We start from the raw sequence: 25,376 nt of genomic DNA on the forward strand, positions 1-25,376 counted from the left end.
CGACGGCGGCGCTGCAGGCAGGAACCGACCTAGGGGTCTCCGCGTCGGGCGCGGGGACTCGGACGCCAGTCGGCCGTCGCACGCTCGAAGGCCGGGAGAAACCGTTCCCCGACGGCCGCGAGCGGCCGGCACTCAGCCGTCGTCGCCGTCCCATAGCCCGAAACAACTGAAGGAGATTGCCGTGGCGCACATCCGTACCCGGCTATTCGGAGTAACCGCTGCCTCGCTTCTCGCGCTCAGCTTGGCTGCGTGCGGAGGTTCGGACTCCTCGAACTCTTCGAATTCCTCCGACACCGCGGCTGCTCCTGCGCCGTCGGCCAGTGAGATGACCTCTTCCGGCACCTCGGGCATGGACCAGCCGTTCGGGGCCGCCTGCTCGGCCGTGCCGGCCTCCGGCGCCGGCAGCTTCAGCGGGATGGCTCAGGACCCGGTCGCGACCGCCGCGAGCAACAACCCGGTGCTTTCGACGTTGGTCACGGCTGTGAAGACCGCCGGGCTCGTCGACACGCTCAACGGGGCCAAGGACGTCACGGTGTTCGCGCCGACCAACGATGCGTTCGCGAAGATCCCGGAGGCGCAGCTCAAGGCCGTGCTCGCCGACAAGGACATGTTGACGAAAATTCTCACCTACCACGTGATCGGGCAGAAGGTCACCCCCGAGCAACTCGGCACGGCCGGGCCGTTCAAGTCGCTGCAGGGCGGCGAGGTCACGGTCAGCGGTAGCGGCGAGGACTTCACTGTGAACGGCGACTCGAAGGTCGTCTGCGGCAACGTCCAGACCGCCAACGCCACCGTCTACCTGGTCGACACCGTCCTCATGCCGAAGTGACGTCGGCGGTGACGCTGGTGGTCCCGTTCGGGCGGTGAGCTCGAGAGCCCTGGGCGGCAGGGTCGGATCCGTGGAGTGGATCCGACCCTCCCGCACCGGTCTAGTTCTGGTTGACGCTGGCCTGGTTCGGCAGGGCGACGTAGGGGAAGCTGTGCCGGAAGCCGACGTTGTTGCTGTCGACGCCATCACCGAGCGTCTTGACCGCCGCGGGTGGGTTCGGTAGCAGAATGCCTTCCGCGGCTTGCAGCGTCACGTCGATGACGTCGTCGGCGAGCCGGCGTCCGTTCGGGAAGCCGGCGAGGTCGCCGCCGACCACGCCGAGCCGGTTCGGGTTGTCGGCCGGCGGCACGGCCATGTTCAACCGGAGCTGCTCGCTGGGGACGAACGACTTCTTGGCGACGTCCTTGTTGAGCTGTTGCGAGTTGAGATTCGCCTTCACCGGTCCGCAGGCCTCGCAGACGCCGGTCAGGAACACCTCGACCAGGTCGGTACGCGGTGTGGCCGGCGCCGGGATCTTGTAGAGGGCCTGGATCAGCTTCGGAACCTCGGGATTGGTGACGTACGGGGCGAACTTCCCGTCGTCAGTGGGCTTGGTGGCGTTGAACTCGTTCTTCTTCCCCAGCGGGATGACGACCTCGTTCACCAGTGGCATGCCCAGCCGCGACACCTGCTGCATCGCCCCTGGCTTGCCGCGCATGCTCGCGCCGACGCGTGACGTGGTCGTCCAGATGCCGACGACCGGGTTGCGGGTGGCGTTGCCCTTGAGGGCCAGGTCGGACTTGGGCACCTGCAGGGCGATGGTGTTGACGTTGTAGCCCTTGAGCGTGTCGTGCCCCACCTTGCTGAGGTCGCCGCCGTAGAGCAGGTCGAAGACCCGGAGGTCGGCGAAGAACGCGTCGTCGGACTGGCCCGCGAACGAGCGGGTGTCCGCACCGGCGGACGTGACCGCCTGGTTGGACAGCCACCCGTAATTCGGCATCGACGCTTCGCCGGTGAACGACGGTGCGACCTGCGCGGTCCGCAGGATCGACTTGGTGCCTGAGGGAGTGATCCGCTGCAACGTGTAGAACTGGCGGATGTTCAGGTCGGGGTCACCCAGCGAGGTGACCTGGCCGGTGTTGTAGAGGAACGTGTTGGGATTCCGGTAGGTCGTTCGGAACATCCACCGGTAGATGACGTCCGGCTTGGCGTCACCGTTGTTGTCGATGTTGATGTCGTGCGCGGTGTTCTCGGCGAACGGGTAGAAGTTCGGCCCTCCGTTCGGTTCCTCGAACGGCTGCCAGTTCGCCACCACGGTCACGGTGTCGGATGCGTCCGGGCTGACGAAGGCGTAGAGGTCGGTGTTGTCCAGGCTGGGAGTGCTCGCGATCAGGGGTGCCTCCCGGTGCGAGGAAGCCGTGCTCGGGGCTGGTGCGAGCGTGGCCAGGCACATCGCCGAGATGCCGAGCGAGGCGGCGGAGAGCAGCCTTCGGTACGGATCGGACTGGGCAGATCTCATTCTTCCCCCGTAGGCAGATGGACGATAGCGGCGGCGTCGCCGCTATCGCCTCTCCTTCGTAGCCCCATTTAGAGGGGTTTGGTTGATAAACGGCTTTAAACCTTCGTGTCGTCTTTACCTGGATCGTCGGCTAGCGCACGATCGGAGTCATGCGACGACGGTGGACGCGGCCGCTGCTGGTCACCGTGTTGACCGCGGTGGTTCTGCTCGGTGCCGGCGTCGCCCTGGGGCCGTGGCACCGGCTTGCCCCTGAGCGCGCCGCACCGGCCACCGCCGTCAGATCGCCGACGCAGGAGCTGGACGCTTATGTGGGACGCGTGCAGGCGCACCTCGCCGCGGTGCCCGGCGACTGGCAGGGGTGGGCTGCGCTCGGCCTGGCCCGCATCCAGCTCGGCCGTATCACCTACGACCCGGCGCACTACCAAGCGGCCGAGACCGCGTTGCGCCGCTCGCGCCAGGTGCGCCCGCAGGACAACGCGGCCGCGCTGACCGGGCTCGGCGCACTCGCGGCGGCCCGGCACGACTTCCGCGCGGCGCTGCGCTACGCGCGACTGGCAGTCGCCGCCGACAGCTACTCCGCCGACGCGTACGGGGTGCTCACCGACGCGAACATCGAGCTCGGCCGCTACCCCGAGGCCACCGCGGCGGTCCAGCGGATGCTCGACCTCCGCCCGGACACCGGGTCGTTCGCTCGCGCCTCCTACCTGTTCGAGCTGCGCGGCGACCAACGCCGGGCGGTCGAGCTGATGACCCGGGCCCGCGAGGTCGCCACCACGCTCGACGAGATCACGTTCGCGCTGACCCACCTGGGCGAACTGGCCTTCGGGGCCGGGGACACGGACACGGCCGCGGCCTACTTCGCCGAAGGGCTGGCACGCGTGCCCGGGCAGCCTGCCCTGCTCGCCGATCGGGCCAAAGTGTCCGCCGCCCGCGGCGACCTGACCGCGGCGATCAGCGACCTCCGTGCCGCCACCGCAACGCTCCCGACGGTGGATCACCTGATGACGCTCGCCGACACGCTGAACGCGGCCGGTCAGGCGGGCGCGGCCGGTCAGACCGACGACCTCATCCGCCTCAGCGCCCGACTACCCGCCGCGACCCCGGCGACCACCGACATCGACCTGATCCTGTTCGCCGCCGACCACGGCGACGCGCGGATGGCAGTCACCCGGGGCAAGGCGCTGCTCGCCGCCCGGCCCGGCATCAAAGTCGAGACCGCGTACGCCTGGGCGCTGCACGCCGCCGGCGACGACCGTGCCGCCCTCCACCACGCCGACCGGGGCCTGCGGCTGGGCACCAGAGACGCTCAGGCGCACTACTACCGGGCCATGATCCGCCTGGCCCTGCACGACCGCGCCGGAGCCCGCGCCGACCTGAGCCGGGCGCTGAGCATCAACCCGCACTTCTCGCTCCGTTACGGCCCCAGCGCCCGCGCCACCCTCGCCGATCTCGGAGGCCCCGCATGATCGGCCGAATCCTCGCCGTCCTGGTCATTGCCCTGGTGGGCGTGCTGATGCCGGGCACCCCGGCACAAGCCCACCCCCTCGGCAACTTCACCACCAACCAGTACGCCGGGCTGCGGATCAGCAGCACCGGCGTGGACGTCGACTTCGTGCTCGATCTCGCCGAGCTGCCCGCCTACCAGGCACGCACCATCGACATCGACACCGACCGGGACGGAACCGCGTCCTCGGCCGAGAACGACACCTACGCCGAACACACCTGTGCAGCCGCGGCCGCGGCCGCGGCAGTGACCGTCGGCGGCCGGAACGTGCGCCTTACCGCAGAGCCCGCCGGGTTGACCTTTCCCGCCGGCGCAGGCGGGCTCACCACCCTCCGCCTGCACTGCACCCTGCGCGCCGACGCGAGGATCACCACCACAACGGCGATCGGCTACCGCACGACGCTCTTCGCCGACCGGATCGGCTGGCGCGAAATCACCGCCCTCGGGGACCGCTACACCATCACCCGCTCCGACGTGCCCGCCGCCAGCGTCAGCAAGCGACTCACGGCTTACCCCACCGGGGCGGTCTCCGACGTGCGCTCGGCCACGCTCGCCGTCCGCCCGGGCGGCCCGGCCGCCGTCGATTCGCTCGCCCCTACCGGCGCGACGCAGGCCCGCGGCGTCGACCGGTTCACCACCTGGTTCACCAGCCTGATCGGGCACCCGCAGCTCACCCTGGGCGTCGGCGTACTCGCCTTTCTGATCGCCCTGGTGCTCGGCGGAGCGCACGCCGTCGCCCCCGGGCACGGCAAGACGATCATGGCGGCGTACCTCGTCGGCTCTCGAGGACGCGCGCGAGAGGCGCTGACGGTGGCCGGCGCGGTGGCCGCCACCCACACCCTCGGGGTGCTCGCCTTGGGAGTCCTGTTCGCCACCTCCCTGCAACTCGCCCCCGACGCCACATACGGGTGGCTTCGGCTGATCAGCGGCATCCTCGTCACGCTTGTCGGCGCGCACTTGCTCCACCAAGCCCTCCGCCGGAGGCGCGTCGTCGCAGTCACGCACGATCACCACACCGACGAACTCGTGCCGGCAGGTCACCTCGCCGCGCACCCGCACTCGCATGCCCCGCACTCGCATGCCCCGCGCACGTCCCATGTGCACAGCCACGGCGGGAGTCCGCACACCCATCACCTGCCCGGGCCCGGCGAGTCGCCGAACGTGCGGAGCCTGCTGGCCATGGGCTTCGCCGGCGGCCTGTCGCCGAGCCCGTCCGCGGTAGTGGTCCTGCTCGGCGCCGCCGCACTGGGCCGGGCCTGGTACGGCGTGCTGCTGGTACTCGCCTACGGGATCGGCCTGGCGGCCACTCTCACCGGCATCGGCTTCGCACTGGCCCACTGGAGTGAACGTCTGTACCGGTTCGGCACCGGCCGCCGGGGGACCCTGCTGACCCGGCGGCTACCCACCGCCACCGCAACCCTCATCGTGCTCGTCGGCCTCGGCATGACGTTTCTGGCGGTACCACAGCTCTTTTAGACGGCGGGGTACCGGTCTCCGTCCAGGGGCTCACGGTGGCAACGATCACGGTGCCGCGAACGCAGCCTCCGGGAGACCAGCGGGCCGGCGCCCGGTCGAGGATCGCGTCGCGCAGAGTGGGTTCGCCGTCCAGGGCGCGCTGCCGTCGTCGTCGACCTCCCCGGATACGCGACGGTGGTGACCCTGAGGGGTCACCACCGTCGAATGGGAATGGGGTTACTTCGGCATCAGCACCGTGTCGATGAGGTAGACGGTGGCGTTGGCGGTCTGGACGTTGCCGCAGACGACCTTGGCGGTGCCGTTCACGGTGAAGTCTTCGCCGCTGCCGGTGGCGGTGACGTCCTGGCCCTGGAGCGACTTGAAGGGCCCGGCGGTGCCGAGCTGGTCGGGCGTGATCTTCTGGCCGACCACGTGGTAGGTCAGGATCTTGGTCAGCGTGGCCTTGTCGGCCAGCACCTTCTTCAGGTCGGCTTCCGGGATCTTGGCGAACGCGTCGTTGGTGGGCGCGAACACGGTGACGTCCTTGGCGCTGTTGAGCGTGTCGACGAGCCCCGCGGTCTTGACCGCGGTGACGAGTGTCGAGAGCACCGGGTTGTTGCTGGCCGCGGTGGCGACCGGGTCCTGAGCCATGCCGGAGAAGGACCCGGAGCCGGAGGCGGGAACCGCGGAGCAGGCGGCGCCGAAGGGCGCGTCAGCCGACATGGCCGATTCGGACGGAGAGGCCATCGCGGTAGCGCTGGTGCTGTCGCTGGAGGTGGTGGCGGTGTCGGAGGAATCGTCGCTGCTGCAGGCCGCCATCGACAGGGCGAGGAGAGCCGCGGTAGTGACACCGAGAAGGCGAGTGCGAACGCGAGTCATGACGAAGGTCCTTTCGTTGGATCAACCGTGGTGTGCGAAAACGGACATCGGGTGGTCGTCACTCGACGGTGACGACCACCGAGTGCCAGCCGGTGGCGCCGTCAGGGAACGGTTTGGCGCGTTGTTCGGGTTGGGTGGCTCCGGTTCGGTCGGTCGCGCGGACCGCGAGGGTGTGCTGGCCGGGTGCGACCTTCGTGGCGTCCCAGTCCCAGCGCCATTGCCGCCAGGTGTCCGCGGACGGAACCGGGGCCAGCGTCGCGACGTTCCACTCGCCGCCGTCGACGCGGACTTCCACCCGCTCGACGCCGCGGTGCTGCGCCCAGGCGACCCCGGCGACCGTGACCGTTCCGGCTTTGGAGTTGGCCAGCGGGCGTGGGGTGTCGATCCGGGAGAAGGTTTTGATCGGGGCCTGGGCTTTCCAGCCGCGCTTGACCCAGTAGGGGTCGAAGTCGGAGAAGGACGTGAGTTCGATGTCGACCAGCCACTTGGTGGCCGACACGTAGCCGTAGAGACCGGGGACGAGCATGCGGACGGGGTAACCGCGTTCGATCGGCAGCGGTTTGCCGTTCATGCCGACGACGATCAACGCGTCGCGACCGTCGCGGACCACGGAGGTCGGGGTTCCGCACGTCCAGCCGTCGACCGATCTGGTGACGATCTGGTCCGCCCCGCCCTCGGGTTGCACCTCGTCCAGGAGCGCCTTCAGGGGGACGCCGAGCCAGCGGGCGGTGCCGGCCAGCGTCCCACCGACCTCGTTGGAGACGCACGACAGCGTGATCACCCGTTCGACGAGCTCACGGTCGAGAAGGTCCTGGTAAGTGAGTGTCATCGGGCTGCGCACCCGGCCGTGGATCTTCAGGCGGTACTCGTCGGTGGACAACTGCGGCACCGCCAGAGCCGTGTCGACCCGGTAGAAGTCCTTCTCCGGCGTCACGAACGGTGTGAGGTCGGGCAGCTTCAAGTCCACACCGGCGGGCAACGGCGGAGCGGGGTCGGCGGCGGCCGGCAGGGCCAGCTTGAGCCGCTCAGCGGCAACGTCGCGCAGACTGCTCAGGTAACGTCCGGCCACACCGAGCCCGGCCGAGACCACCAGCGCCGAACCTGCGAGCGACAGAAACCTCCGCCGTGAGGTCGCCGTCACGCCGTTGGGGGTTTTGGTGCGCATGGCGTCGGCGGCGCCGCTCGCGCCCTCGTCGGTGCGCATGGCGTCGGCGCGGCCGCTCGTGCGTTCGTCGTCCGGCGTCGGTTCGGCCGGGATCTCGGGTTTCGGCGATCCGGCGGGCGGTTGGGCGGACACCACTGCGGCCGCGCGGGGGGCGAGGAACAGCAACACGCCGACGCCGATCGCGGCTCCCACCAGCGCGGGCAGCGACGCCACCGGGCCGGCGCCGGGCCGGGTGACCGCCGCGACGACTCCCGCCACGCCGAACAGAGCGACGCCGGCCGCACCCAGCAACCGGTGGCGCAGTGACACCACGCCGCACACCACCGCGAACACCGCGAGGATGACGAACACCCCGGCGAGCAGCGCGACCTTGTCGTTCTGCCCGAACGTCTCGATGCCGAAGTCCTTGATCGGCCGTGGCACCAGATCGATGAACGCCAGACCGACCGCGACGACGGGCGACGAACCGCGTCCGACCGCCGCGGCCACCGGCTCAGCTACCCCGAGGGCAGCGCCGGCGGCGGCGACCCCCGTCAGGGCTCCGAACCCCAGCGTTCTCATCCGTGTCATGTGAGGTATTCGGAATCCGGCGCCGCCGGGATGGGTGTCACTTCTAGGTCGCCTGATGAGAACGCCCAGAGAATCGGTTCATGAAAATGATCTAACAGGACGAAATGGGATTTAGCTTGATAAAAATTTCTTATCGGACGTGAGTCAGCGTGTCGCGCGCCGGTTCGCGCAGGTGTCCGCCCCCATCTCCGGGCAGGTACGCAGTTGTCCGATCCGACGCCGGTGAGCGGCTCGATCGTGAGGAGACGCACCCTTCCGGGCCTACGACACCTTCTCGGCCCTACCGAGACGCGCAGAGGGTGCGGCCGGAGGTGGTCGACGCTCCGGGGGCTCACGCAACCGGCGCCGGTGTCTCAGTTCCGCGATGCTGACGCTATCGACGGAGTGGCCTGTGCTCGGCTCGGAGCGTTACCAGGCGAGCGCCGTCCAGCCCGTCCGATGACGCCTACTGCCACGGATCGCCGGACGAGGTGCCGCTCGCGTCAGAACAGCGCATCCGGTGCGATTGGCTGCGGCGACCGGCCTGCGTTGACGAGCGTGCTGAACGCGTCGGCCACTGTCGGCACGCCGTCAGCGAAGGGACGCGACAGCCGCCGGGGAGGCTTGTTCCCCACCGGCAGGCGGCGACGTCGGAGTCCGGCCCTGTGGATCGCGACAACTGATCGGATCGTGAAGGCGGAGCAGTACGCGACGGCTGGGATCTTCTATTACTGGCGGGTAGAGCAACCTCCGGCCGGTGGCTGGTCGGACCCGGAGGTGTACTCGACGTCGATCGATCGCAGCGCCCACTCGTGGACGTCATTGCGCGGCCCGGTTGTGGGCGGCGACCTCGCGGACCGCGTCGGCGATGGCAGCGGAGTCCTTCTTCAGCACCGCGCCATGGTTGCTGGCGACCTTGGCGCTGATCCGGATGTGAGGGTTCCGTGCGACGACCGCGTCGAGGCCGGCGCGGATCCGTTCCTGCTCGTCGCCCTTGCTTCCGAGAGACGTCCCGGACGGGACGACGTACCGGACCGGCACGGTGAGGGAGTCCAGCACGGGGCCGAGTTCCCGTTCGCGGGAGAGCTTGCCGAGCTCGATGTTGCTGTCGGCCATCTGGTCAGGGGACAGTTCCACATCGTTCCGGCCGGGATCGCGGTACCTTACGTCGCGGCTCTCGGCGGCACGCGGCTCGGGGTGGGAATTGTGCTGGCGGCCACCGCGACGGGCGCTGGGCTGTCCATGGCCTTCCTCGGCCGGTAGGTCCACCCGGGCGAAGGTTGCGGCTGCTCCACCCGCTGGCGTTGCTGGCGGCGGCTCCGCTGGCGGCGTGCGCGTTCCGGCCCGGTCTTGCGGTCACCGCGTTGCTGTGGCTGGCCGCGGGCGCCGGCGCGGGATACCAGTTGATCGCCAATGTCGCCTTCACCAGTGCGGTGCCGGACCAGTGGCGTGCGCAAGCGTTCGGCGTCGTCGGCACCGGGCTGGTGACCGGGCAGAGCGTCGGCGTGATCGGTGGTGGCGCGCTGGCCGAGGTCGTCGCCCCGCACGTCGTGGTGGCGATCGCGGGGATGACCGGGCTGCTCGGCGCGGGCATCCTGTCGTGCTCGAATCGGCGCTCCGCGATCGGCTCCGCGGAGGGGCAGCGGAGTGACCTCCGCGGCGCGGCGTAGGCGGACGCAGCCGGCACGATTCTGTGGGACGCCCGGCCGTACCGCGACACCTGCGCCAGGTGAGACCTGCCTACAGCGGGGTCGGATCGGCGGGCGACGAGTCGCCCCCGGTGGCGGCCAGGACGGAGGCCAGCAGGCCCGGGAAGCGTGCTTCCAGCTCGTCGACGCGCAGGCTGACCAGGCGTTCCCGGCCGTGCGCCACGTTCCGGATGATGCCGGCCTCGCGCAGCGTCTTGAGGTAGTGCGAGCGCGTGGACTTCGGGATCTCCCCGCCGAGCGTCTGGCAGCCCACGGTCTCCACCGGCCCGTCGGCGAGCTGCCGGACGATCGCCAGCCGCGACGGGTCGCTCAACGCGAACAGCACGTCGGTGAGGACGAAGTCGGCCGGCTCCGGGTGCGCCAGCTCACGCGTGGACTCAGGCATGGTTCCAGGATACTTGAACAGTCGCCGAGTGCGGCGTACGGTTCGATTCGTTCGAGAAAAGTGGAACCGTTGGAGGAACCGTGCGTTCGACACGGCACACGCTGGGCTTCTGGCTGGTCGCCGCGACCCTGTTCATGATCATGGTCGCCGCCAGCGCTCCGTCGCCGCTGTACGTCGTCTACCAGGCACGATGGCATTTCTCGACGCTGATGCTGACGGTGGTCTTCGCCGTCTACGTGGGGGCGCTGCTGGCCGCTCTGATCACGGTCGGGCGGCTCTCCGACCACCTCGGGCGCCGACCGGTGCTGCTGGCGAGTCTGGTGGTCGAAGCAGTCGGGATGGCGGTGTTCCTCTCCGCCGACGGGCTCGGCGGCCTGGTGCTCGCGCGCGTGATCCAGGGCCTGGCCACCGGGGCCGCCACCGGGACGATCAGCGCCGCGCTCGTCGACCTGCTACCACCGGGTCGGGCCCGGCTCGGCGCGATCCTGAACAGCGCGGCGCCGCTCACCGGCTTGGCCTTCGGCGCGTTGGCCTCCGGGTTGCTGGTGCAGTACGTGTCCGCGCCGGAGACCGTGGTGTTCGCCGGGCTGACGATCGCGTTCGTCCTGCTGGCGGTCCTCGTCGTCGCGCTTCCGGAGACGATCGAACGGCGTCCGGGAGCGCTCACCGCCCTGCGGCCGCGGCTCGGTGTGCCGCGCGAGGCCAGGGCGACGTTCGTCGCGACCTCGCCGGTGCTGCTCGCGACCTGGGCGATGGGTGGCCTCTACCTCTCACTCGGAGCCTCGCTGACGTCGGGCGTCCTCGGGGTGGAGAACCACGTCGTCGCCGGACTCGTCGTCTCGGTGCTCGCGGGAGCGGGCGCGGTCGCGGGCGTCGTCGCCAGTGACCGTGCGCCCGCGCGGGTGATGACGGTCGGGGCCGCGCTGCTCGCGATCGGCACGATCGGCTCGCTGATCGCGCTGGTCGACGGGTCGACGGTCGGGTTCTTCGCCGGGTCCGCGGTCGCTGGGCTGGGCTTCGGCTCCGGCTTCCTGGGCGCGCTGCGGTCGCTGGCTCCGCTGGCGGCACCGGCCGAGCGCGGTGGCCTGTTCGGCGCGATCTACACCGTGTCGTACCTGGGGTTCAGCGTGCCCGCGGTGATCGCCGGTGTGCTCGTGCCCCGGGTCGGTCTGCGCGAGACCGCAGTCGGCTACGGCCTGGTCGTGATCGCGCTCGCCCTGAGCGTCGTCGTTCCCCGCGTGTTCCGGATCCGACGCCCGGTCCGCGCCACCCCGGCCGCCGACTAGGGCCCCGTCCCGCGGCTTCGACAGCCGCCGATCGGGTCGTGGTCCCCGGTCGTGACCAGGTGAGCCAGCGCGGTGGTCGCCCGCTGCTGTTCGTCCGGGTTGTCGATCTCGAGCGCCAGCGCCAGCGCGGCCCGGTGGCACTCGGCTGCCTCGTCGCCGCGCCGCAGGCCGGCGAGTGCCCGGCCGAGGCCGTTGAGGGCGCAGCACTCGCCGTAACGCTCGCCCAGGTCGCGGAAGATCGTGAGGGCCTGCCGGTACCACTCGACCGAGGTTTCGCACTCGTCCAGGGCGAGATGGCCGTCGCCGAGGTTGGTCAGCGCGGTGGCCTCCCCGCCGCGGTGCCGCAGGTCCCGGAAGAGGACCAGCCCTTGCCTGCTGTACTCGATCGCCTCGGCCGGGTGTCCCAGCTGGGCGTGCGCGGCGGCCAGATTCGTCACCGTGTTGGCCTCGCCGACCCGGTCGCCGACCTGCCGGAACACCTCGAGTGCTCGGCGCTGGTACTCGGCGGCGAGGTCGCCGCGTCCGCTCGTGCTGTAGACGACGCCCAGGTTGCCGAGCGCGCGGGCCTCCCCGCGGAGGTCACCGGCCGTTCGGTGCACGGCGAGGGCCTGCCGGAGGTGGGAGACCGCGGTGGCGTAGTCGCCGAGCTGCCACCACGCCATCCCCAGGTTCGTCAGCGCGACCGCTTCGGCGACGTCGTCGCCGAGCTGCCGCGCGGCGTCCCGGGCCCGGGTGTGGACGGTCACGGCGTCCGCCGGGTATCCGCCGTTGTCGAGATAGGTGTAGATCGTTCCGGCCATCCGCACGACGTACTCCGCGCGACCGGCGCCGGCGGCCTCCGCACAGGCCGCGATCAGCGTCGTGCGCTCGCCGTCCAGCCACGCCCGCGCGTCAGTGGCGTCGGTGAACTCGAGGTGGGTCGCGGACGGCTGCGGCAGCTCCGGACGGCGGTGCCGCTCCGCGGGCGACAACGTGTTCATCGCCGCGGCTGCGGCGTGCAGGAGGTGGTCGAGGAGACGTGTCAGCGCGTCGCGCCGGTCGGACGGGCGCTCGTCGTCGCGGGCCCGCTCGGCCGCGTACGCCCCGACGAGGTCGTGCAGCACGTACCGCTCGGCGTCGGACCGCTGCACCAGGTGCTCGTCGACGAGGCCACGCAGCGCCGCGCCGGCCTCGTCCGGGCCGACGCCGAGCAGCGCCGCGCAGGCGTGGACGTCGAAATCCGGTCCGGGGTGGGCGGCCAGGCGCCGCAGCAGCGTCTGCCGGGGCGTCGGAAGGTGTTGGTACGACAGGTGCAACGCGAGTTCGACGCCGGTCTCCAGCCGCCGGTCGCGGGACCGTTCGTCGAGCCGGTCGGCGTGATCGGTCACGGTCCAGCCGGGCCTCCCCACCAACTGCCCGGCGACGACGCTGAGCGCGAGCGGCAGCCGCCCGCACCGGGTCGTGAGCCGCCGGTACGCGGTGGCGTCGGCGCCGATCGCGAGGCCTGGTGCCGCCGCGACCAGCAGGGCTTCGGCTTCCCCGGCGCTGAGCACGTCGAGGTCGAGCCGGACGTCCGCGTCGAGCCGCGGGAGCGCACGCCGGGAGGTGACGACGGTGACGGCGTCGCCACCCGCGGGGAGCAGGGGGCGGAGCTGCTCCTCGTCGGCGGCGTTGTCGAGCACCAGCAGCGTCCGGGTGCCGGCGAGGAGCTCGGTGAAGAGCGCGACCTTCGCGGGCAGGCCAGGGGGGATGCGGTGGCCGGGGCGGCCGAGCAGGCGCAGGAACGCGTCGAGAACGGCCCCCGGGTCCGCCGGAGGCTGCGCCGGATCCGGGTGGAAACCACGGAGGTCGACGAAGAGCGTCGTCTCGAACCGCTGCTCCGCGGCGAGCAGGTGGCCGGCGTGGATCGCGAGCTGGGTCTTGCCGACCCCGGCCATTCCGGTGATCAGGGCGACGAGCGACCCGTGGGCGGTGAGCCGCGCCAGCTCGGCGTCTCGGCCGACGAAGCCCGGTACGTCGTCGGGTAGCCGGTCGAGGACCCGCACCTGCGCCGCTGCCCGCGCCCCCGCGACCGCGGCGCGCAACGCCTGCTGCCAGTGCACGAGGTAGCCGGGCTCCGCGTGCAGCGCCTCGACGACCTCGAGGACCAGTTCCTCGTCGACGCGGCGCCGGCCGGCCTTGAAGCAGTCCACGACGGTGCCGCGCCGGGCGCGCTCGTGCTCCGGACGCCCGGTGGTCCGCCGGCGGCCGTTGATCCGCCGGGTGATCGTCTCGTACGAGGGGTCCCCGGCCCAGACCTTGAGTGCGCGCAGACACCCCGCCAGATCGTCGAGGCTGCGGGCGCGCCCGGGGTCGGGCAGCCCGCCGGTTTCCGCGACGGCCATGTGTCCCCTCCCCTGTGGACGGTGCGACGCCACCACTCTGTACGGACTCGTTTGGATTCCGCCACCCGGACGGGTGAACCGGGTCGGATAGCTCCTGCCTGCCGATCGCACGGGAGGAGATCGCCATGCGCGGCACCGATTGGGAGTGACGTGTCCTTCGCACGCTTCACGGGAGGAGGTCTGGCATGCGGATCACCGAGTGGGACTGACCGGTAGTTCGTTCCGGCCCGGAAGGAGATCGCCCATGCACGGCACCGACTGGGACTGACACCGACCCGGGTGGCGGAGTGGCCTCCGCCGCCCGGCCATCACTCGCGAAAGGTGACGATGCCCGGCGACCGGCGGACCACGGTCCTGCGCGACCGGGAGTTCCGGGGCCTCTGGCTGGCCCAGACGCTCTCGCGCCTGGGCGACCAGCTCGCCCGCGTCGCGCTCACCGTGCTGGTGTTCCAGACGACCGGGTCCGCACCGGCGGCAGCCGCGGCCTACGCGGTGACGATGCTGCCCTGGCTGATCGGCGGCCCGTTGCTGGGCTGGATCGGCGACCGGTACCCGCGTCGCGCGGTGCTGATCACCTGCGATCTCGCCGGCGCCGCACTGATCGCGCTGATGGCACTGCCCGGCCTCCCGCTGCCCGCGCTCTACCTCCTGCTGTTCGTGGCCACGCTGCTCGGGGTGCCGTTCTCCGCGGCCCGCTCGGCGTTGGTGCGCGACGTCTTCCCGGACGACGACCGCTACGCGTCCGCGACCGCGATCGGCGCGGTGACCGGGCAGTTCGCCCAGGTAGCCGGCTTCGCGGCCGGCGGGCTCCTCGCCGCAGCGACCACGCCGCGCCAGGCCCTGCTGTTCGACGCGTTGACGTTCCTCGTCTCGGCCGTGCTCGTCCGCCGAACCGTGGCCGATCGGCCGGCTGCCGCCGCGGGCCCATCGCGACCGGGGGAGCGCCACGCGCTCGCCGGAGTCCGGCTGGTGTTCGGCGACCGGCGCCTGCGTCGGCTGACCGGCTACGCCTGGCTGGCGACGTTCCACACGGTGCCGGCCGGTGTCGTCGCCCCGTACGCCGCGGGCTTCGGCGGCGGTGCCCGCACGATCGGCTTCCTCCTCGCCTGTACCGCGTCGGGGACCGCGCTCGCGATGGTCGGGCTGAGCCGGTGGGTCTCCGCCGACCGTCGGCTACTGCTGCTGGAGCCGCTGGCGGTGCTGGCCGGGGTGCCCTTGGCGCTCTGCGTCCTCGCGCCGGGCCCGGTGCTCACCGGCTTTCTCTGGGCGGTCTCCGGTGCCGGCGCCGCCTACCAGCTCGCGGCGAACGTCGCTTTCGTCCGTACGGTGCCCGACGACTCCCGCGCACAGGCGTTCGCGCTCGTCGCCGCCGGTCTGGTCGCCGGTCAGGGCGCCGGGGTGCTGCTCGCCGGCGCCCTCACCGTGGTCGTGCCCAGCCACCTGGTGGTCGCCGGTGCCGGCCTGCTCGCGACGCTCGGGGCGCTGGCACTCTGGTCCGCGAAGCAGCCGGCCGGCGTGACGATTACGTCCGCGGCGTGATCGACAGCGATCCGACCTCGGTAGGTTCTGCTCGTGGAGCGCGTTCGGCCGGCCGAGTCGCCGGGCGCCGATCCGCCTGCGGGAGTAGCGGACGGTTGTCCCCTGGATCCGCACGCCGTTGTGCGATCCCGCAGACGGGGGCCGGACCGTGCTCACCCGCGACGAGCGGTGTCCGCCCGGCGGTGCTCAGGCCGTTAGGTAGCGCGCGATGGTCGGCCCGAGCCAGTCGGCGAGTGTCGCGTCGTCCATGTCGACGAGGGCAGGCAGCCCGATGATGTGTCGGGCGACGGCGACACCGACGACCTGGGAGCCGATCATCGCGGCCCGCTCCTCCGGGCGGTCCACGGCGAGGGCGCCCAGCGCGGGCGCCACGTACTCGGTGAACATCTCGACAAGCGTGTCGGCGGCCGCGCGGTTGGACGCCGCCGCGCGGAGCAACGGCAGCAGACGGCCGTCGGGCCCCCAGTCGGCGACGAAGAACGGCACGAGCACGGAGGCCAGCCGCTCGGGTGGCACCCCCGACAGGTCGGGGATCCGCACGTCCACGCGGGACGCCTCGGCGAACAGGCCCGCTTTGTTGCGGAAGTAGTGCATGACGAGCGCCGGATCCACGCCGGCCGCGGTGGCCACCGACCGGATCGTCGTCCGGTCGAAGCCCCGCTCTCCGAACTGGAGGCGTGCGACGCCGAGAATCGCGGCTCGGGTGGCTTCGGGGTCAGAGCTTCGTGCGGCCACCGAACGAGCTTAAGCCCCACCCGGTCCGGTCCGGGCAACGGCAGTTCAACGGTTGTTGACCACGAATGCTAACCTCAGATCAACACGCGTTGAACAGCGGGCGGGAGGCGAACCGTGCGACCCGACGACGTCGACGTGCTGGTCGTCGGCGGAGGACCGGTGGGGCTCACGGTCGCCGGAGACATGGCTCGGTCGGGTCGCTCGGTGACCCTGGTGGAGCGACGGCCCCGGAGCAGTTTCTCGCGCCCCGCCGTCGCAACCCAGGCCCGCACGCTGGAACTTCTGGACAGTCGCGGGCTTGCCGACGCGTTACTCGAGACGGGTGATCCGATGCCCGCGGTCACCTTGTTCCGCGACGCCAGGCTCGAGCTCTCGCGCCTGCGGTCGCGGTATCCGTTCGTCCTGATCACGTCGCAGACCGACGTCGATCGGGTCCTCGGCCGCTACGCGTTCGAGCACGGCGCGACCATCCTCAATCGCGCGGAGGTGATCGCGGCCGAACAGGACGACGAGGGTGTCACCGCCACCGTGCGGCCGACGGACGGCGGTGAAGCCCGGACGGTCCGCGCCCGCTATCTGGTCGCGGCCGACGGTGCGCACAGCACGATCCGCGACGTGCTCGGCGTCGGATTCCCAGGCCGTTCGGTTCTGTCGTCCCTCGTGTTGGCCGACGTCAAGCTGACCGACGGACCCACCGGCACCGGGTTGGTACTCGGGTCCGCCCCGGACTGCTTCGGCTTTCTGGTCCCGTACGGGCGCTGGGACGACGAGGGTGCCTGGTTCCGGGCGTCGACCTGGGATCGGAACCGTCAGCTGCCGGACTCCGCTCCGGTCGCGCGCGACGAGATCGCCTCGGTGCTCATCCGTGCGATGAAGCGCGACGTCGGTCTCGTCGACGTCGGCTGGCGGTCGCGTTTTCACTGCGACGAACGCCAGGTCGACGCGTATCGCGTCGGCCGGGTGTTCTTCGCCGGCGACGCCGCCCACGTGTGCTCGCCGATGGGTGGCCAGGGCATGAACACCGGCATCCAGGACGCGGCCAACCTGTCCTGGAAGCTCGACGCCGTCCTCGGTGGCGCCGAGGACGAGGTGCTGGACTCCTACCACGACGAGCGGTACCCGGTGGGAAAGAGCGCGCTCCGGCGGTCCGGGGTGATGATGCGCGGCGTCACGTTGGAACCCCGACTCGCTCGCGTTGCCCGCGATCTGATCGCGTCGCGACTACTCGGCCTGCGGCGCGTGAGCGACCTGCTGGCCGGGAACTTCGCCGGCACCGAGATCCGGTATGCGCGCCGCCGCGGTCAGCATCCGCTCGTCGGTACCCGCGCAACCGAGGTTCCGCTGGTCGGCAAACGCCTGACGGAGGTGCAGCGCAGGCCCGGGTTCGTCCTGATCAGGCCGCGGAACTCCGGTCCGGTGGCGGCGGCGGAGGTCGTGCGGGTCGAGCGCACCGACGACGGTCCCGCCCTGCTGGTACGGCCGGACGGCTACATCGCCTGGGCCGGGACGCCGACCGACGGCGGCTGGGTGGAGGAGTTGCGCTGGTGGACCGGCGTCCGCGCAGCCGTGGTACCGCGGTAAAAGCGGTGTTACTTCCCTTGTGGACAAGTGGGGTACGGCTGATGCTGGTATGGACCCGTCCCCGTCCGAGGAAGGAATCGCCATGTTCACGAAGACAGACGAGACACTGACCGCGGTCACGCCGGAATTGCTGCAGGAGCTCCTGGTGAACGGTGAAGGAGCGGCGACCGACGACGCGCTCGAGGGCGGGTTCGTTCCGATCTGCGTCCAGCCGCCGTCGGCCCGCCGTTGACGGCATCGATCGCCGGTGGCGCGCCCGACGGGGCGCGCCACCATCCGGCCGCGAACCTGCGGACGCGGGTCCCGAAACACGAGGGCCGCGGACCGCACCGGGAGGTGCCGCCCGAGACCACCTGGTCGCGGGTCGAGCCCCACCTGCGCCGCGCCGGGGTGACCCGGCTGGCCGACGTCACCGGCCTCGACCGGGTCGGCCTCCCGGTCTACACCGCGGTGGTGCCCCGTTCGAACGACACCATCTCGGTGTACGCGGGCAAGGGCCCGACGCGGCTGTCCGCGAAGGTCTCCGCGGTCATGGAGGCGATGGAGCGCTTCGCCGCGTGGCTCCCGGTGCGCCCGGCGGTCGTGGCGTCCTACGCCGAGCTCGACGCCGCCGGCCGGGTGGCGGTCGATCCGCGGTCGGTGTGCGTGGAGACGACCGCGAGCTACCGACCGGACGGCCCGTTGTCCTGGGTCACCGGCTGGGACCTGCTGGCCGGCGAGCCCGTGCTCGTGCCGCAGGATGCCGCGGTCTACCAGCGGCGTCTGCACGAGCCGCCGACCTACCGCATCGCCACGACCAACGGCCTGGCCTCGGGCAACAGCATCGAGGAAGCCGTCTGCCACGCGCTCTGCGAGGTGATCGAGCGGGACGCGCTGACGCTCGCCGACCTGGTCAGCGGCCGGCTGGTGCAGCTCGCCGGGCGGCGCGGCCTGGACGCCACGGCGCTCGAGGAGCGTCACCCGGTGGTCGGCACCGACTCGCTCACCGGGCGCGCCGCCGAGGTCGTCGCCGCCTACGAGCGGGCCGCGCTCCGCGTCCGGCTGATCGAGATCACCAGCGACCTGCGCGTGCCCACCTACGTGGCGACCACCGAGGAGGACCTGGGGCCCGGCACGTCGCGGTGCCACTCGGGGTGGGGAACCCACCCGGACGCGGAGGTCGCGATCGTCCGGGCGCTCACCGAGTGCGCGCAGAGCCGGGCGGTCGACGTCCAGGCGATGCGTGAGGACATCAGCGCGCCGGGGGAGGAGGTCTCCCGCTACGAGCGCCACACCCGCCGGGCCCAGGTGGTCCGGCGCGACGACTGGGTGCGCCGGACCACCGAACCGGTCTCCGCCGCCGCCCGGCCGTCGTATCCGAGCGGCGACGTCGCCGAGGACATCCGGCTGATGCTCGGCCGCCTGCGCGACGCGGGGCTGCCCCGGGTCGTCGTCGTGGACCTGTCGCCGCCGGAGATCCCGGTGAGCGTGGTGCGTGTGCTGGTGCCCGGCCTCGAGTCGTGGGCGGTCGACCATTCGAAGGTCGGCGCGCGTGCCGCCGCGGTGTGGAACGCCGGGCTCGCCGAGGTGACGTCGTGAGCGCGGTGGTGTTCCTCGGCCCGAGCGTCGACCGGCCCACCGCGGCGGGGGTGTGGGACGTCGAGTTCCGTCCGCCGATCGCCCGCGGTGACGTCGACGCGGTGCTCGCGCGTCCGGAGCCACCGGCCGCGATCGGGATCGTCGACGGGCGCTTCCTCTCCGCGTTCAGCATCTCGCCGAAGGAGGTGCTGCGCGCGCTCGACGCCGGTGTCGCGGTCTACGGCGCCTCCAGCATGGGTGCGCTCCGCGCGGCCGAGTGCGCTCCGTACGGGATGATCGGGGTCGGCGCGATCTACGCCGAGTACGCGTCCGGACGCCTGGACGCCGACGACGAGGTCGCGCTCACCTACGATCCGGACAGCGGTCGGGCCCTGTCCGAGCCGCTCGTCAACTGGCGGCTCGCGCTCGCGCCGGCGGTCACGTCCGGCCGGGTGGACGCGGAGCTCGCCGCGCGGTTCCTCGCGACGGCGAAGGCACTGTACTTCCCCGAGCGGACGCTCCCGGCGGTGCTGGCCCGGATGACCGGCGCCGACCCCACCGGGCTCGCGGCGCTCGCCCACTACTTGAAGACCGACGCTCCCGACGCCAAGCGCGACGACGCGCTCGCGCTGCTGCACCGGATGGCGGCGGACCTGGGTCAGGCGGCACGGGCCACGTAGACGATCTTCACGTGCTCGTCCTCGCTGGCCGGAGCGACGAGCCGCGCGTCACGCCGCGACCAGCCGAGCGCGACCGCCAGCTCGAACCCGGCCCGGCGCAGCGCGTCCGCGATCTCGTCGCCGGAGTAGTAGCGCTCGTGGACGACCGCCTCGGAACGCGTCCAGGCGGTGCCGTCGCGGACGAACCCGACGACGCGGAGCTGCGCCGGACCGTCGGTGCCGGCGTCCGCGGGGCGGCCGAGCAGCGTGAAGAACGAGTCGGGGTGCTCGACGACGATCGCACCGCCGAACAGCGCCCCGAACGTGCTCCGGCTGTTCGTGTCGATCACCAGCACGCCGCCGGGCCGCAGCCGCTCCCGGCTGCTGCGCAGCGCGGTGACCAGGTCGTCCGGGCCGAGCAGGTGGTTCGCGACGTCGTCGATCCAGGTGACGACGTCGAACTCGCCCAGCTCCGCGGGCAGCAGGCGCATGTCGGCGACGACGAACTCGACCGGCAGGTCCTTGGCCCTGGCAACGTCGATCATCTCCGGGGCGAGGTCGCAGCCGGTGACGTCGTAGCCCTGCTGCTGGAAGGCGGCGCTGCTCACACCGGTGCCGCAGCCGACGTCGAGCAGCCGGTTACCGCCGGTACCCCGGGCCTCGATCTGCTCGGCGAGAGCCGCGGCCCACGCGTCGTAGTTGTCGCCCGCTTTCAGGACGTCGTAGAAGCGGGCCATCGCCGCGTAGTCGCTCGCCACCAGGAAAGTCTAGAGTGGACCGGGCCTTGGCCGGGCCTCAGCGCTGCGGTGGTCCTGCCGGGCCGGCGATCGAGCGCCACAGCCACTAGCCGAACGTCGGGGGGACAAAAACTGCGGCCGCTCGCAGGTGTGGTGGCACGCGGTGGAGAGCACCCTGCGCGCGGAACTGGTCCCGCCCATGCGGGACGTCATTCTGCGGCTATCGTCACTGGGCGGACACGCCCCACTCGCCGGCGCAGGACGCGCCGGATGGCGGATCGTCGATGAGGTGCAGCGCGCGTGAGCAAGGCGGAGAGCGCGATGGCCGGCAAGGCGATGAAGTACGACGTCATCGCCCGGGATCTGTCCGCTCTGATCGACACCGAGAAGCCGGCGACAAGCTGCCCAGCGAGGTGGAACTAGCCGCCACCTACGGGGTGTCGGCCATGACCGTGCGGCGCGCCATCCAGATTCTCACCCAGAGCGGCCGCATCGAAGGCGACACCGTCCGCGCCTCCCCGAGCAGCAAGCTGCTGTCCGCGTCCCTCGGCTGGCCACCCCGGAGGAGTTGCGGGCCTTCGAACTGCCGGACGAGTCCTCCGTCCTGCACATACCGCGGGTGCGCTTCGGCGACGACGTCCCCCTGTGCGTCGAGCACGCCACGCTGCCCGCCGAACGATTCCCCGGGCTCCTCGGCCACGACCTGCTGGCCTCGCTCTACGGCATCCTGCGCGTCAAGTACGGCGTCGAGGTCACCTGGACCCGCTCCGAGGTGGAGGCCGCCACGACCCCGCCGGACGCCGCACGACACCTGGGCATCAGCAGCCGCACCCTGCCCGCGCACCCGCGACCAGGACGGCGTCGTCATCGAACGCACCACCTCGCTGTACCGCGGAGACTTCTACACGCCGACGCTGGAAGCCGGACAACGTCCCTGACGCCGGCGAATCAACCCCAATGGTTTACATCTGTACCAATCAGTCCGAAGTAGATTGACAGCGAAATAACTCTCCTTTCAGGATGGTGGCGCTAGTTGCCGGACTCCACGGGGGAGCCATGCAGCGTCCACGCATCAAGCCGGAGCATGCCGCGAACCGGATCTCCGACGGTCGGATCCGGCTCGGTGGTCACATCTACGGCGTCGCGGCCGAGGTGGACGACCCGAGCGGTGCGGTCTGGACCCTGCTGGAGAGCATGGACGGCCACCGTGACGTCGAGCAGATCGTCAGCCGGGTCCGGGCCGCGCACCCCACCGAGTCCGAGGAGTCGGTCCGGGCGGGACTCGGGACCTTCGTCGGATCCGGGTACGTGGAGGACCTCGGCGCGCCCGACCCGCCCGAGCTGACCGAGCTCGACAAGGATCGCTACTCCCGCAGCCGGGCCTATTTCCGCTGGCTGGACACCACTCCCCGGGTGCGTAGCTGGGAACCGCAGGTGGCGCTGAGCCGGGCCCGGATCACGCTGATCGGTCTGGGCGGTACCGGTGGCACGGCGGCCATGGCGCTGGCCGCCAGCGGAGTGGCCCAGCTCCGCTGCGTCGACCCGGACGTGGTGGAGCTGTCGAACCTCAACCGCCAGGTGCTCTACGGCGAGGCGGACATCGGCCGGCCCAAGGTGGAGGCGGCGGCCGACCGGCTCGCGCAGCTGAACTCGGCCGTCGACGTGGTCACGTTCCAGGAGCGCGTCACCGGCTCGGCCGACGTCGAGCGGCTCGTCGCGGACTGCGACGTGCTGGTGCTCTCGGCCGATCGGCCGACGGCCCTGCGCCGGTGGACGAACCGAGCCTGCCTGGCCACCGGAACCCCCTGGGTGGATGCCGGCTACCACGGTCCGATGGTGCAGGTGGGGCGTTACGTACCGGGCGTCGGCGCGTGTTGGGAGTGCATCCGAACCGTCGACAACGACCACTACCGCGAGATCGACGTCAACCTGCGGGATGCCGAACCGCGGAACGAGGCGGTGGCCGACGCGGTCGCTGCACCCACCGCGGGCATCTCCGGGTATCTCGCGGCCCATCACGCGATGGCGCTGATCACGGGCGTCCCCTCGCTCCCCGCCGGCCGGATCGACGCACTGAACCTGCTCGCGCCGGAGGCGACGTTCGTCCGGGACGATCCGCGGCGGCCGGACTGTCCCGCCTGCGGGACCACCGACGCCGCCCGGACCGGGACCGAAGGATGAGCGCGCCGTCGGTGGTGAGCAGCGCGTCGCGAGTCCGGCTGCACAGCCTCCACCTGCGTGAGGACGACGGATCGTGGATCGTCGGGCGGGTCGAGACCGGTGACTTCATCGCGATCCCGCCGGTCGGACGCCGCGCGCTGACGCTTCTTCCGGACCACACGGTCGCCGAGGTCCAGACCCGCCTCCGCGACGAGACCGGCGACGAGGTGGACGTCGTCGATTTTGTGTCGTCGCTGGTCGAGATCGGGTTCGTCGCCGAGGTCGACGGCCACGACGTGGAGTCGGGCCCGGTGCCCCGGTCGATGCTCGCCCGGCTGCGTCCGGAGCACGTCCGGTGGCTGCTGCACCCGGCGACGGCGCTGGCCTGCGCTTTCGTGGTCCTGGTCGCGCTGGCCGCACTCGCGTTCGATCCCGGTCTGGTACCCGAGCCGCACGACCTGCTCTGGAGCACCCTCGGCTTCGCGGTCCTGCTCGGCAACCTGGCCATCGTCTGGACGCTGATCCTGCTCCACGAACTCGCGCACCTGTTCGTCGCCCGCGCGGCCGGCGCACCCGGACGGATGAGCCTGGGAACCAGGTTGCAGTTCCTCGCGGCCCAGACCGACGTCAGCGGGGTGTGGGCCGCGCCGCGCCGGGCCCGCTTCAGCGTCTATCTGGCCGGCATCGTCACGAACCTGGTCGTCGCCGCGGTCGCCGTGCTGGTGCGCGCGGCCGGCGTCGGAGGTCGTCCCGGTGAGGTGCTCGCCGCGGTGGCGTTGCTGTCGCTCAGCCTGATCCCGGCCCAGTTCCTGGTGTTCATGCGCACCGACCTCTACTTCGTCCTCCAGGACGTCGCCGGGTGCGCGAACCTGTACGCCGACGGTTCCGCCTACGCCCGCTTCCTGGTCGGCCGGCTGGTACGCCGGAGGACCGCGGAGGACGACCCGAGCCGCCGGCTGTCCGGTCGGGAGCGCACCGCCGTCCGGTCGTACACCGTGGTGCTGGTGGTCGGCACGATCGCCTGCCTCGCCATCGAGGTCCTGGTGACGCTGCCGGTGGCGATCGCCCTCTTCACCGCGGCCGTCGATACGGCACTGACCGGAGGAACGGCCACCCAGCTCCTCGATGCAGGCGCGGTGGCCTTCACCACCGTCCTCTTTGTCGTCCTGTGGACCCGCGCCTGGTGGCGACAACACGGGTCCCAGGTCCGCCGAGGGATGAGCCGCGTCCGCGGCTCCGGCACCGGAGGGAGGTGAACGGCCATGAAGAAGACCGAGACGAACAAGGTCGAGACGGTCAAGCCGGGCAAGCTCGGCAAGATCGAGATCAGGAAGCTCGACAAGATCGAGACGACGTCAGTCAACAGCAATCCGTCCGGATGACCGACGCGGGCGCGGGTGCCATCGACCACCGGTACCCGCGCCCGCGCCGTTCAGGGCGTCGCCTTCTCGTCGGCGCCGAGCAGGGTGAGGAAGTCGTCGAAGGCCTGATCGGCGCGGGCCGTTTCGCCGGTGGACTCGAGGTCCATGATCAGGCCGCGGATGACCGCGAGGACGAGCGTGCCGAGGTCGGGGCGGCCGAGGGCGGCCAGGCCGTCCTCGAATGGTTGCCGCCAGTCGGTGGTGGACTCGCGCCGGAAGCCCGGCCACAGCCGCTGCTCGGTGTCCTCGCGGAGCCGGCCGAACAGGCTGAGGTAGGGGCGGCCGTCGGGGCCGGTCATCGCTCGCCAGGCGCGGCGCAGCGTGCACAGGTAGGGCTCGTCCGGCTGCGGCGTCATCAGCTCCCCGAAGTATGTCCGCTGACGCGCTCGTGCCCGGACGAGGGTCTCGCGCAGCAGTTCGTCGCGAGTGCCGAAGTGGTAGATGAGCATGCGCTTCGACGTGCCGGCGGCCGTCGCGAGCGGCTCCAGGCGGTTGGGCAGGCCGTGGGCCAGCGCGTGGTCGACGCAGGCGTCGAGGATGCGGTCGCGAATCGCCGGCTGCTTGTGACGTCCCACGCCGCGACTTTTTCACGTAACAAACGGTACGTCTACCGTGGGACGAGGACGACCGACACCGAACCGGGGAGCAGAGATGCGTGTGGTTTTTGTGCATGGGGCCTGCGTGCGCGATGGCGCGTGGTGGTGGCACCCGACCGCCGCTGCGCTGCGTGAACGCGGTATCCAGAGCGTGGCCCCGGCGTTGCCGAGCTGCGGCGAGGGTGACCGTCCGGCCGGTCCGCAGGGCCCCGGACTGGCCGAGGACGTCGCCTCGGTCCGGGCGGCGCTGACCGCGACCGACGAGCCGACCGTGCTCGTCGGGCACAGCTACGGCGGCATCGTCGCCGCCGAGGCCGCGGCCGGGGTCGCGTCGGTGCGTCACCTGGTCTTCGTGTCGAGCTACCTGGCCGAGCCGGGCGAGTCGCTCTCCACGTTCGGTTCCGAAACGCCCCCGCCGTTCCTGGACTTCGACCCGGACGGGGGCACGTTCGGCGCGGTGCCGGAGCTGTTCGGCGAGACGTTCGTGCCGGACTGCCCGCCGGAGATCGTCCGCGACGGCGCGACCCGCCTGGTCCGGCAGACGATCACCGTGCTCCAGCAGCCCGTGCGGGCAGCGGGGTGGCACGACGTCCCCACCACCTACGTCGTGTGCGCCGACGACCGGGGCACCCCGGCGTCCGCGCAGCGGGAGTTCGCCCGCCGGGCCGACAAGGTCGTCGAGCTGCCGACCGGCCACCACCCGTTCCTCTCCCGGCCGGAGCTCGTGGCGGACCTCGTCGCGAACCTGTAGCGACGGCCCGCAGCCCCG

Annotated in this window: 23 protein-coding genes and 2 pseudogenes; 16 read left to right on the forward strand and 9 right to left on the reverse strand. The window is 71.5% G+C overall.

Annotated elements, in window-relative coordinates; all coding sequences use genetic code 11:
- The first annotated feature begins 175 nt into the window (after positions 1-175).
- The gene (locus tag CRYAR_RS10880; protein WP_084701832.1) at positions 176-829 is read left to right on the forward strand and encodes a fasciclin domain-containing protein; all 654 of its coding nucleotides are present in this window, start codon (positions 176-178) and stop codon (positions 827-829) included.
- Between the two features lie 100 nt (positions 830-929).
- On the opposite strand, the gene CRYAR_RS10885 is transcribed toward CRYAR_RS10880, so the two are convergent.
- Positions 930-2,327 (reverse strand): DUF4331 domain-containing protein, encoded by a 1,398-nt coding sequence (locus tag CRYAR_RS10885; protein WP_035850299.1) that lies wholly within the window; start codon positions 2,325-2,327, stop codon positions 930-932.
- A gap of 149 nt (positions 2,328-2,476) precedes the next feature.
- On the opposite strand from CRYAR_RS10885, the gene CRYAR_RS10890 reads away from it, so the two are divergent.
- Positions 2,477-3,793: a tetratricopeptide repeat protein gene (locus CRYAR_RS10890; RefSeq protein WP_035850300.1), complete on the forward strand. Its 1,317-nt coding sequence runs from the start codon at positions 2,477-2,479 to the stop codon at positions 3,791-3,793.
- Complete coding sequence (locus tag CRYAR_RS10895) at positions 3,790-5,307, forward strand: nickel/cobalt transporter (protein ID WP_035850301.1); 1,518 nt, start codon at positions 3,790-3,792, stop codon at positions 5,305-5,307. Before CRYAR_RS10890 ends, CRYAR_RS10895 begins: the two co-directional genes overlap by 4 nt.
- A 216-nt stretch (positions 5,308-5,523) precedes the next feature.
- Here the strand turns inward: CRYAR_RS10895 and CRYAR_RS10900 are convergent, their stop codons facing one another.
- Positions 5,524-6,165 (reverse strand): fasciclin domain-containing protein, encoded by a 642-nt coding sequence (locus tag CRYAR_RS10900; RefSeq protein ID WP_035850303.1) that lies wholly within the window; start codon positions 6,163-6,165, stop codon positions 5,524-5,526.
- A gap of 58 nt (positions 6,166-6,223) precedes the next feature.
- Complete coding sequence (locus CRYAR_RS10905) at positions 6,224-7,891, reverse strand: molybdopterin-dependent oxidoreductase (RefSeq protein WP_157017580.1); 1,668 nt, start codon at positions 7,889-7,891, stop codon at positions 6,224-6,226.
- 663 nt (positions 7,892-8,554) lie between these two features.
- On the opposite strand from CRYAR_RS10905, the pseudogene CRYAR_RS50645 reads away from it, so the two are divergent.
- Positions 8,555-8,638, forward strand: a pseudogene (locus CRYAR_RS50645) (Uma2 family endonuclease); the annotation flags it as partial.
- A 60-nt stretch (positions 8,639-8,698) separates the two neighbouring features.
- On the opposite strand, the pseudogene CRYAR_RS10910 reads toward CRYAR_RS50645, so the two are convergent.
- A pseudogene (locus CRYAR_RS10910) lies at positions 8,699-9,010 on the reverse strand (alpha/beta hydrolase); the annotation flags it as partial.
- A gap of 149 nt (positions 9,011-9,159) precedes the next feature.
- Between CRYAR_RS10910 and CRYAR_RS10915 the strand changes: the two are divergent.
- Positions 9,160-9,549, forward strand: a complete 390-nt coding sequence (locus CRYAR_RS10915) for a hypothetical protein (protein ID WP_051570020.1) — start codon at positions 9,160-9,162, stop codon at positions 9,547-9,549.
- 70 nt (positions 9,550-9,619) lie between these two features.
- Here the strand turns inward: CRYAR_RS10915 and CRYAR_RS10920 are convergent, their stop codons facing one another.
- Entirely contained in the window at positions 9,620-9,973 is a 354-nt protein-coding gene (locus CRYAR_RS10920) for an ArsR/SmtB family transcription factor (protein WP_035850307.1), read from the reverse strand.
- Between the two features lie 80 nt (positions 9,974-10,053).
- Here CRYAR_RS10920 and CRYAR_RS10925 point away from each other — a divergent pair, with 80 nt between their 5' ends.
- A complete protein-coding gene (locus CRYAR_RS10925; RefSeq protein WP_035850309.1) occupies positions 10,054-11,259 on the forward strand; it encodes an MFS transporter in 1,206 nt (401 codons plus the stop codon).
- Here the strand turns inward: CRYAR_RS10925 and CRYAR_RS10930 are convergent.
- A complete protein-coding gene (locus tag CRYAR_RS10930; protein WP_051570021.1) occupies positions 11,256-13,622 on the reverse strand; it encodes a tetratricopeptide repeat protein in 2,367 nt (788 codons plus the stop codon). The genes CRYAR_RS10925 and CRYAR_RS10930 overlap by 4 nt on opposite strands.
- A gap of 327 nt (positions 13,623-13,949) precedes the next feature.
- Between CRYAR_RS10930 and CRYAR_RS10935 the strand changes: the two genes are divergently transcribed.
- Positions 13,950-15,161 (forward strand): MFS transporter, encoded by a 1,212-nt coding sequence (locus CRYAR_RS10935; protein ID WP_063725892.1) that lies wholly within the window; start codon positions 13,950-13,952, stop codon positions 15,159-15,161.
- A gap of 186 nt (positions 15,162-15,347) precedes the next feature.
- Here the strand turns inward: CRYAR_RS10935 and CRYAR_RS10940 are convergent, their stop codons facing one another.
- Positions 15,348-15,896: a TetR/AcrR family transcriptional regulator gene (locus CRYAR_RS10940; RefSeq protein WP_035850311.1), complete on the reverse strand. Its 549-nt coding sequence runs from the start codon at positions 15,894-15,896 to the stop codon at positions 15,348-15,350.
- A gap of 114 nt (positions 15,897-16,010) precedes the next feature.
- Between CRYAR_RS10940 and CRYAR_RS10945 the strand changes: the two genes are divergently transcribed.
- The 4 genes from CRYAR_RS10945 to CRYAR_RS10960 all read left to right on the forward strand — a co-directional run bounded on the left by CRYAR_RS10945 (position 16,011) and on the right by CRYAR_RS10960 (position 19,714).
- Positions 16,011-17,477, forward strand: coding sequence for an FAD-dependent monooxygenase (locus CRYAR_RS10945; RefSeq protein ID WP_035850313.1), 1,467 nt, complete (start codon positions 16,011-16,013; stop codon positions 17,475-17,477).
- An 82-nt stretch (positions 17,478-17,559) separates the two neighbouring features.
- Positions 17,560-17,709 (forward strand): hypothetical protein, encoded by a 150-nt coding sequence (locus tag CRYAR_RS10950; protein ID WP_157017584.1) that lies wholly within the window; start codon positions 17,560-17,562, stop codon positions 17,707-17,709.
- Positions 17,706-19,055 carry a YcaO-like family protein gene (locus CRYAR_RS10955; protein ID WP_211247386.1) on the forward strand — a complete coding sequence of 450 codons (1,350 nt, stop codon included), beginning with the start codon at positions 17,706-17,708 and terminating at the stop codon, positions 19,053-19,055. The genes CRYAR_RS10950 and CRYAR_RS10955 overlap by 4 nt, the downstream gene beginning before the upstream one ends.
- Positions 19,052-19,714 (forward strand): TfuA-like protein, encoded by a 663-nt coding sequence (locus tag CRYAR_RS10960; RefSeq protein WP_035850319.1) that lies wholly within the window; start codon positions 19,052-19,054, stop codon positions 19,712-19,714. The genes CRYAR_RS10955 and CRYAR_RS10960 overlap by 4 nt, the downstream gene beginning before the upstream one ends.
- Here the strand turns inward: CRYAR_RS10960 and CRYAR_RS42955 are convergent.
- Positions 19,693-20,451: a class I SAM-dependent methyltransferase gene (locus tag CRYAR_RS42955; RefSeq protein ID WP_051570023.1), complete on the reverse strand. Its 759-nt coding sequence runs from the start codon at positions 20,449-20,451 to the stop codon at positions 19,693-19,695. The two genes, CRYAR_RS10960 and CRYAR_RS42955, sit on opposite strands and share 22 nt — an antisense overlap.
- A gap of 279 nt (positions 20,452-20,730) precedes the next feature.
- Between CRYAR_RS42955 and CRYAR_RS50125 the strand changes: the two genes are divergently transcribed.
- The 4 genes from CRYAR_RS50125 (at position 20,731) to CRYAR_RS10980 (ending at position 23,846) form a co-directional block, all read left to right on the forward strand.
- A complete protein-coding gene (locus CRYAR_RS50125) occupies positions 20,731-20,853 on the forward strand; it encodes a hypothetical protein (protein ID WP_281174564.1) in 123 nt (40 codons plus the stop codon).
- Between the two features lie 145 nt (positions 20,854-20,998).
- Positions 20,999-21,421 carry a UTRA domain-containing protein gene (locus CRYAR_RS50650; protein WP_169745018.1) on the forward strand — a complete coding sequence of 141 codons (423 nt, stop codon included), beginning with the start codon at positions 20,999-21,001 and terminating at the stop codon, positions 21,419-21,421.
- A 65-nt stretch (positions 21,422-21,486) separates the two neighbouring features.
- Positions 21,487-22,611 (forward strand): HesA/MoeB/ThiF family protein, encoded by a 1,125-nt coding sequence (locus CRYAR_RS10975; protein ID WP_051570024.1) that lies wholly within the window; start codon positions 21,487-21,489, stop codon positions 22,609-22,611.
- Entirely contained in the window at positions 22,608-23,846 is a 1,239-nt protein-coding gene (locus tag CRYAR_RS10980; protein WP_035850323.1) for a hypothetical protein, read from the forward strand. The genes CRYAR_RS10975 and CRYAR_RS10980 overlap by 4 nt, the downstream gene beginning before the upstream one ends.
- A gap of 176 nt (positions 23,847-24,022) precedes the next feature.
- Here the strand turns inward: CRYAR_RS10980 and CRYAR_RS10985 are convergent, their stop codons facing one another.
- Positions 24,023-24,586: a TetR/AcrR family transcriptional regulator gene (locus CRYAR_RS10985; protein WP_035850325.1), complete on the reverse strand. Its 564-nt coding sequence runs from the start codon at positions 24,584-24,586 to the stop codon at positions 24,023-24,025.
- A 76-nt stretch (positions 24,587-24,662) separates the two neighbouring features.
- Between CRYAR_RS10985 and CRYAR_RS10990 the strand changes: the two genes are divergently transcribed.
- Positions 24,663-25,358: an alpha/beta hydrolase gene (locus tag CRYAR_RS10990; protein WP_035850327.1), complete on the forward strand. Its 696-nt coding sequence runs from the start codon at positions 24,663-24,665 to the stop codon at positions 25,356-25,358.
- Positions 25,359-25,376: the final 18 nt, after the last annotated feature.

The sequence above is a fragment of the Cryptosporangium arvum DSM 44712 genome, from assembly GCF_000585375.1.
Taxonomy (GTDB): Bacteria; Actinomycetota; Actinomycetes; order Mycobacteriales; family Cryptosporangiaceae; genus Cryptosporangium; species Cryptosporangium arvum.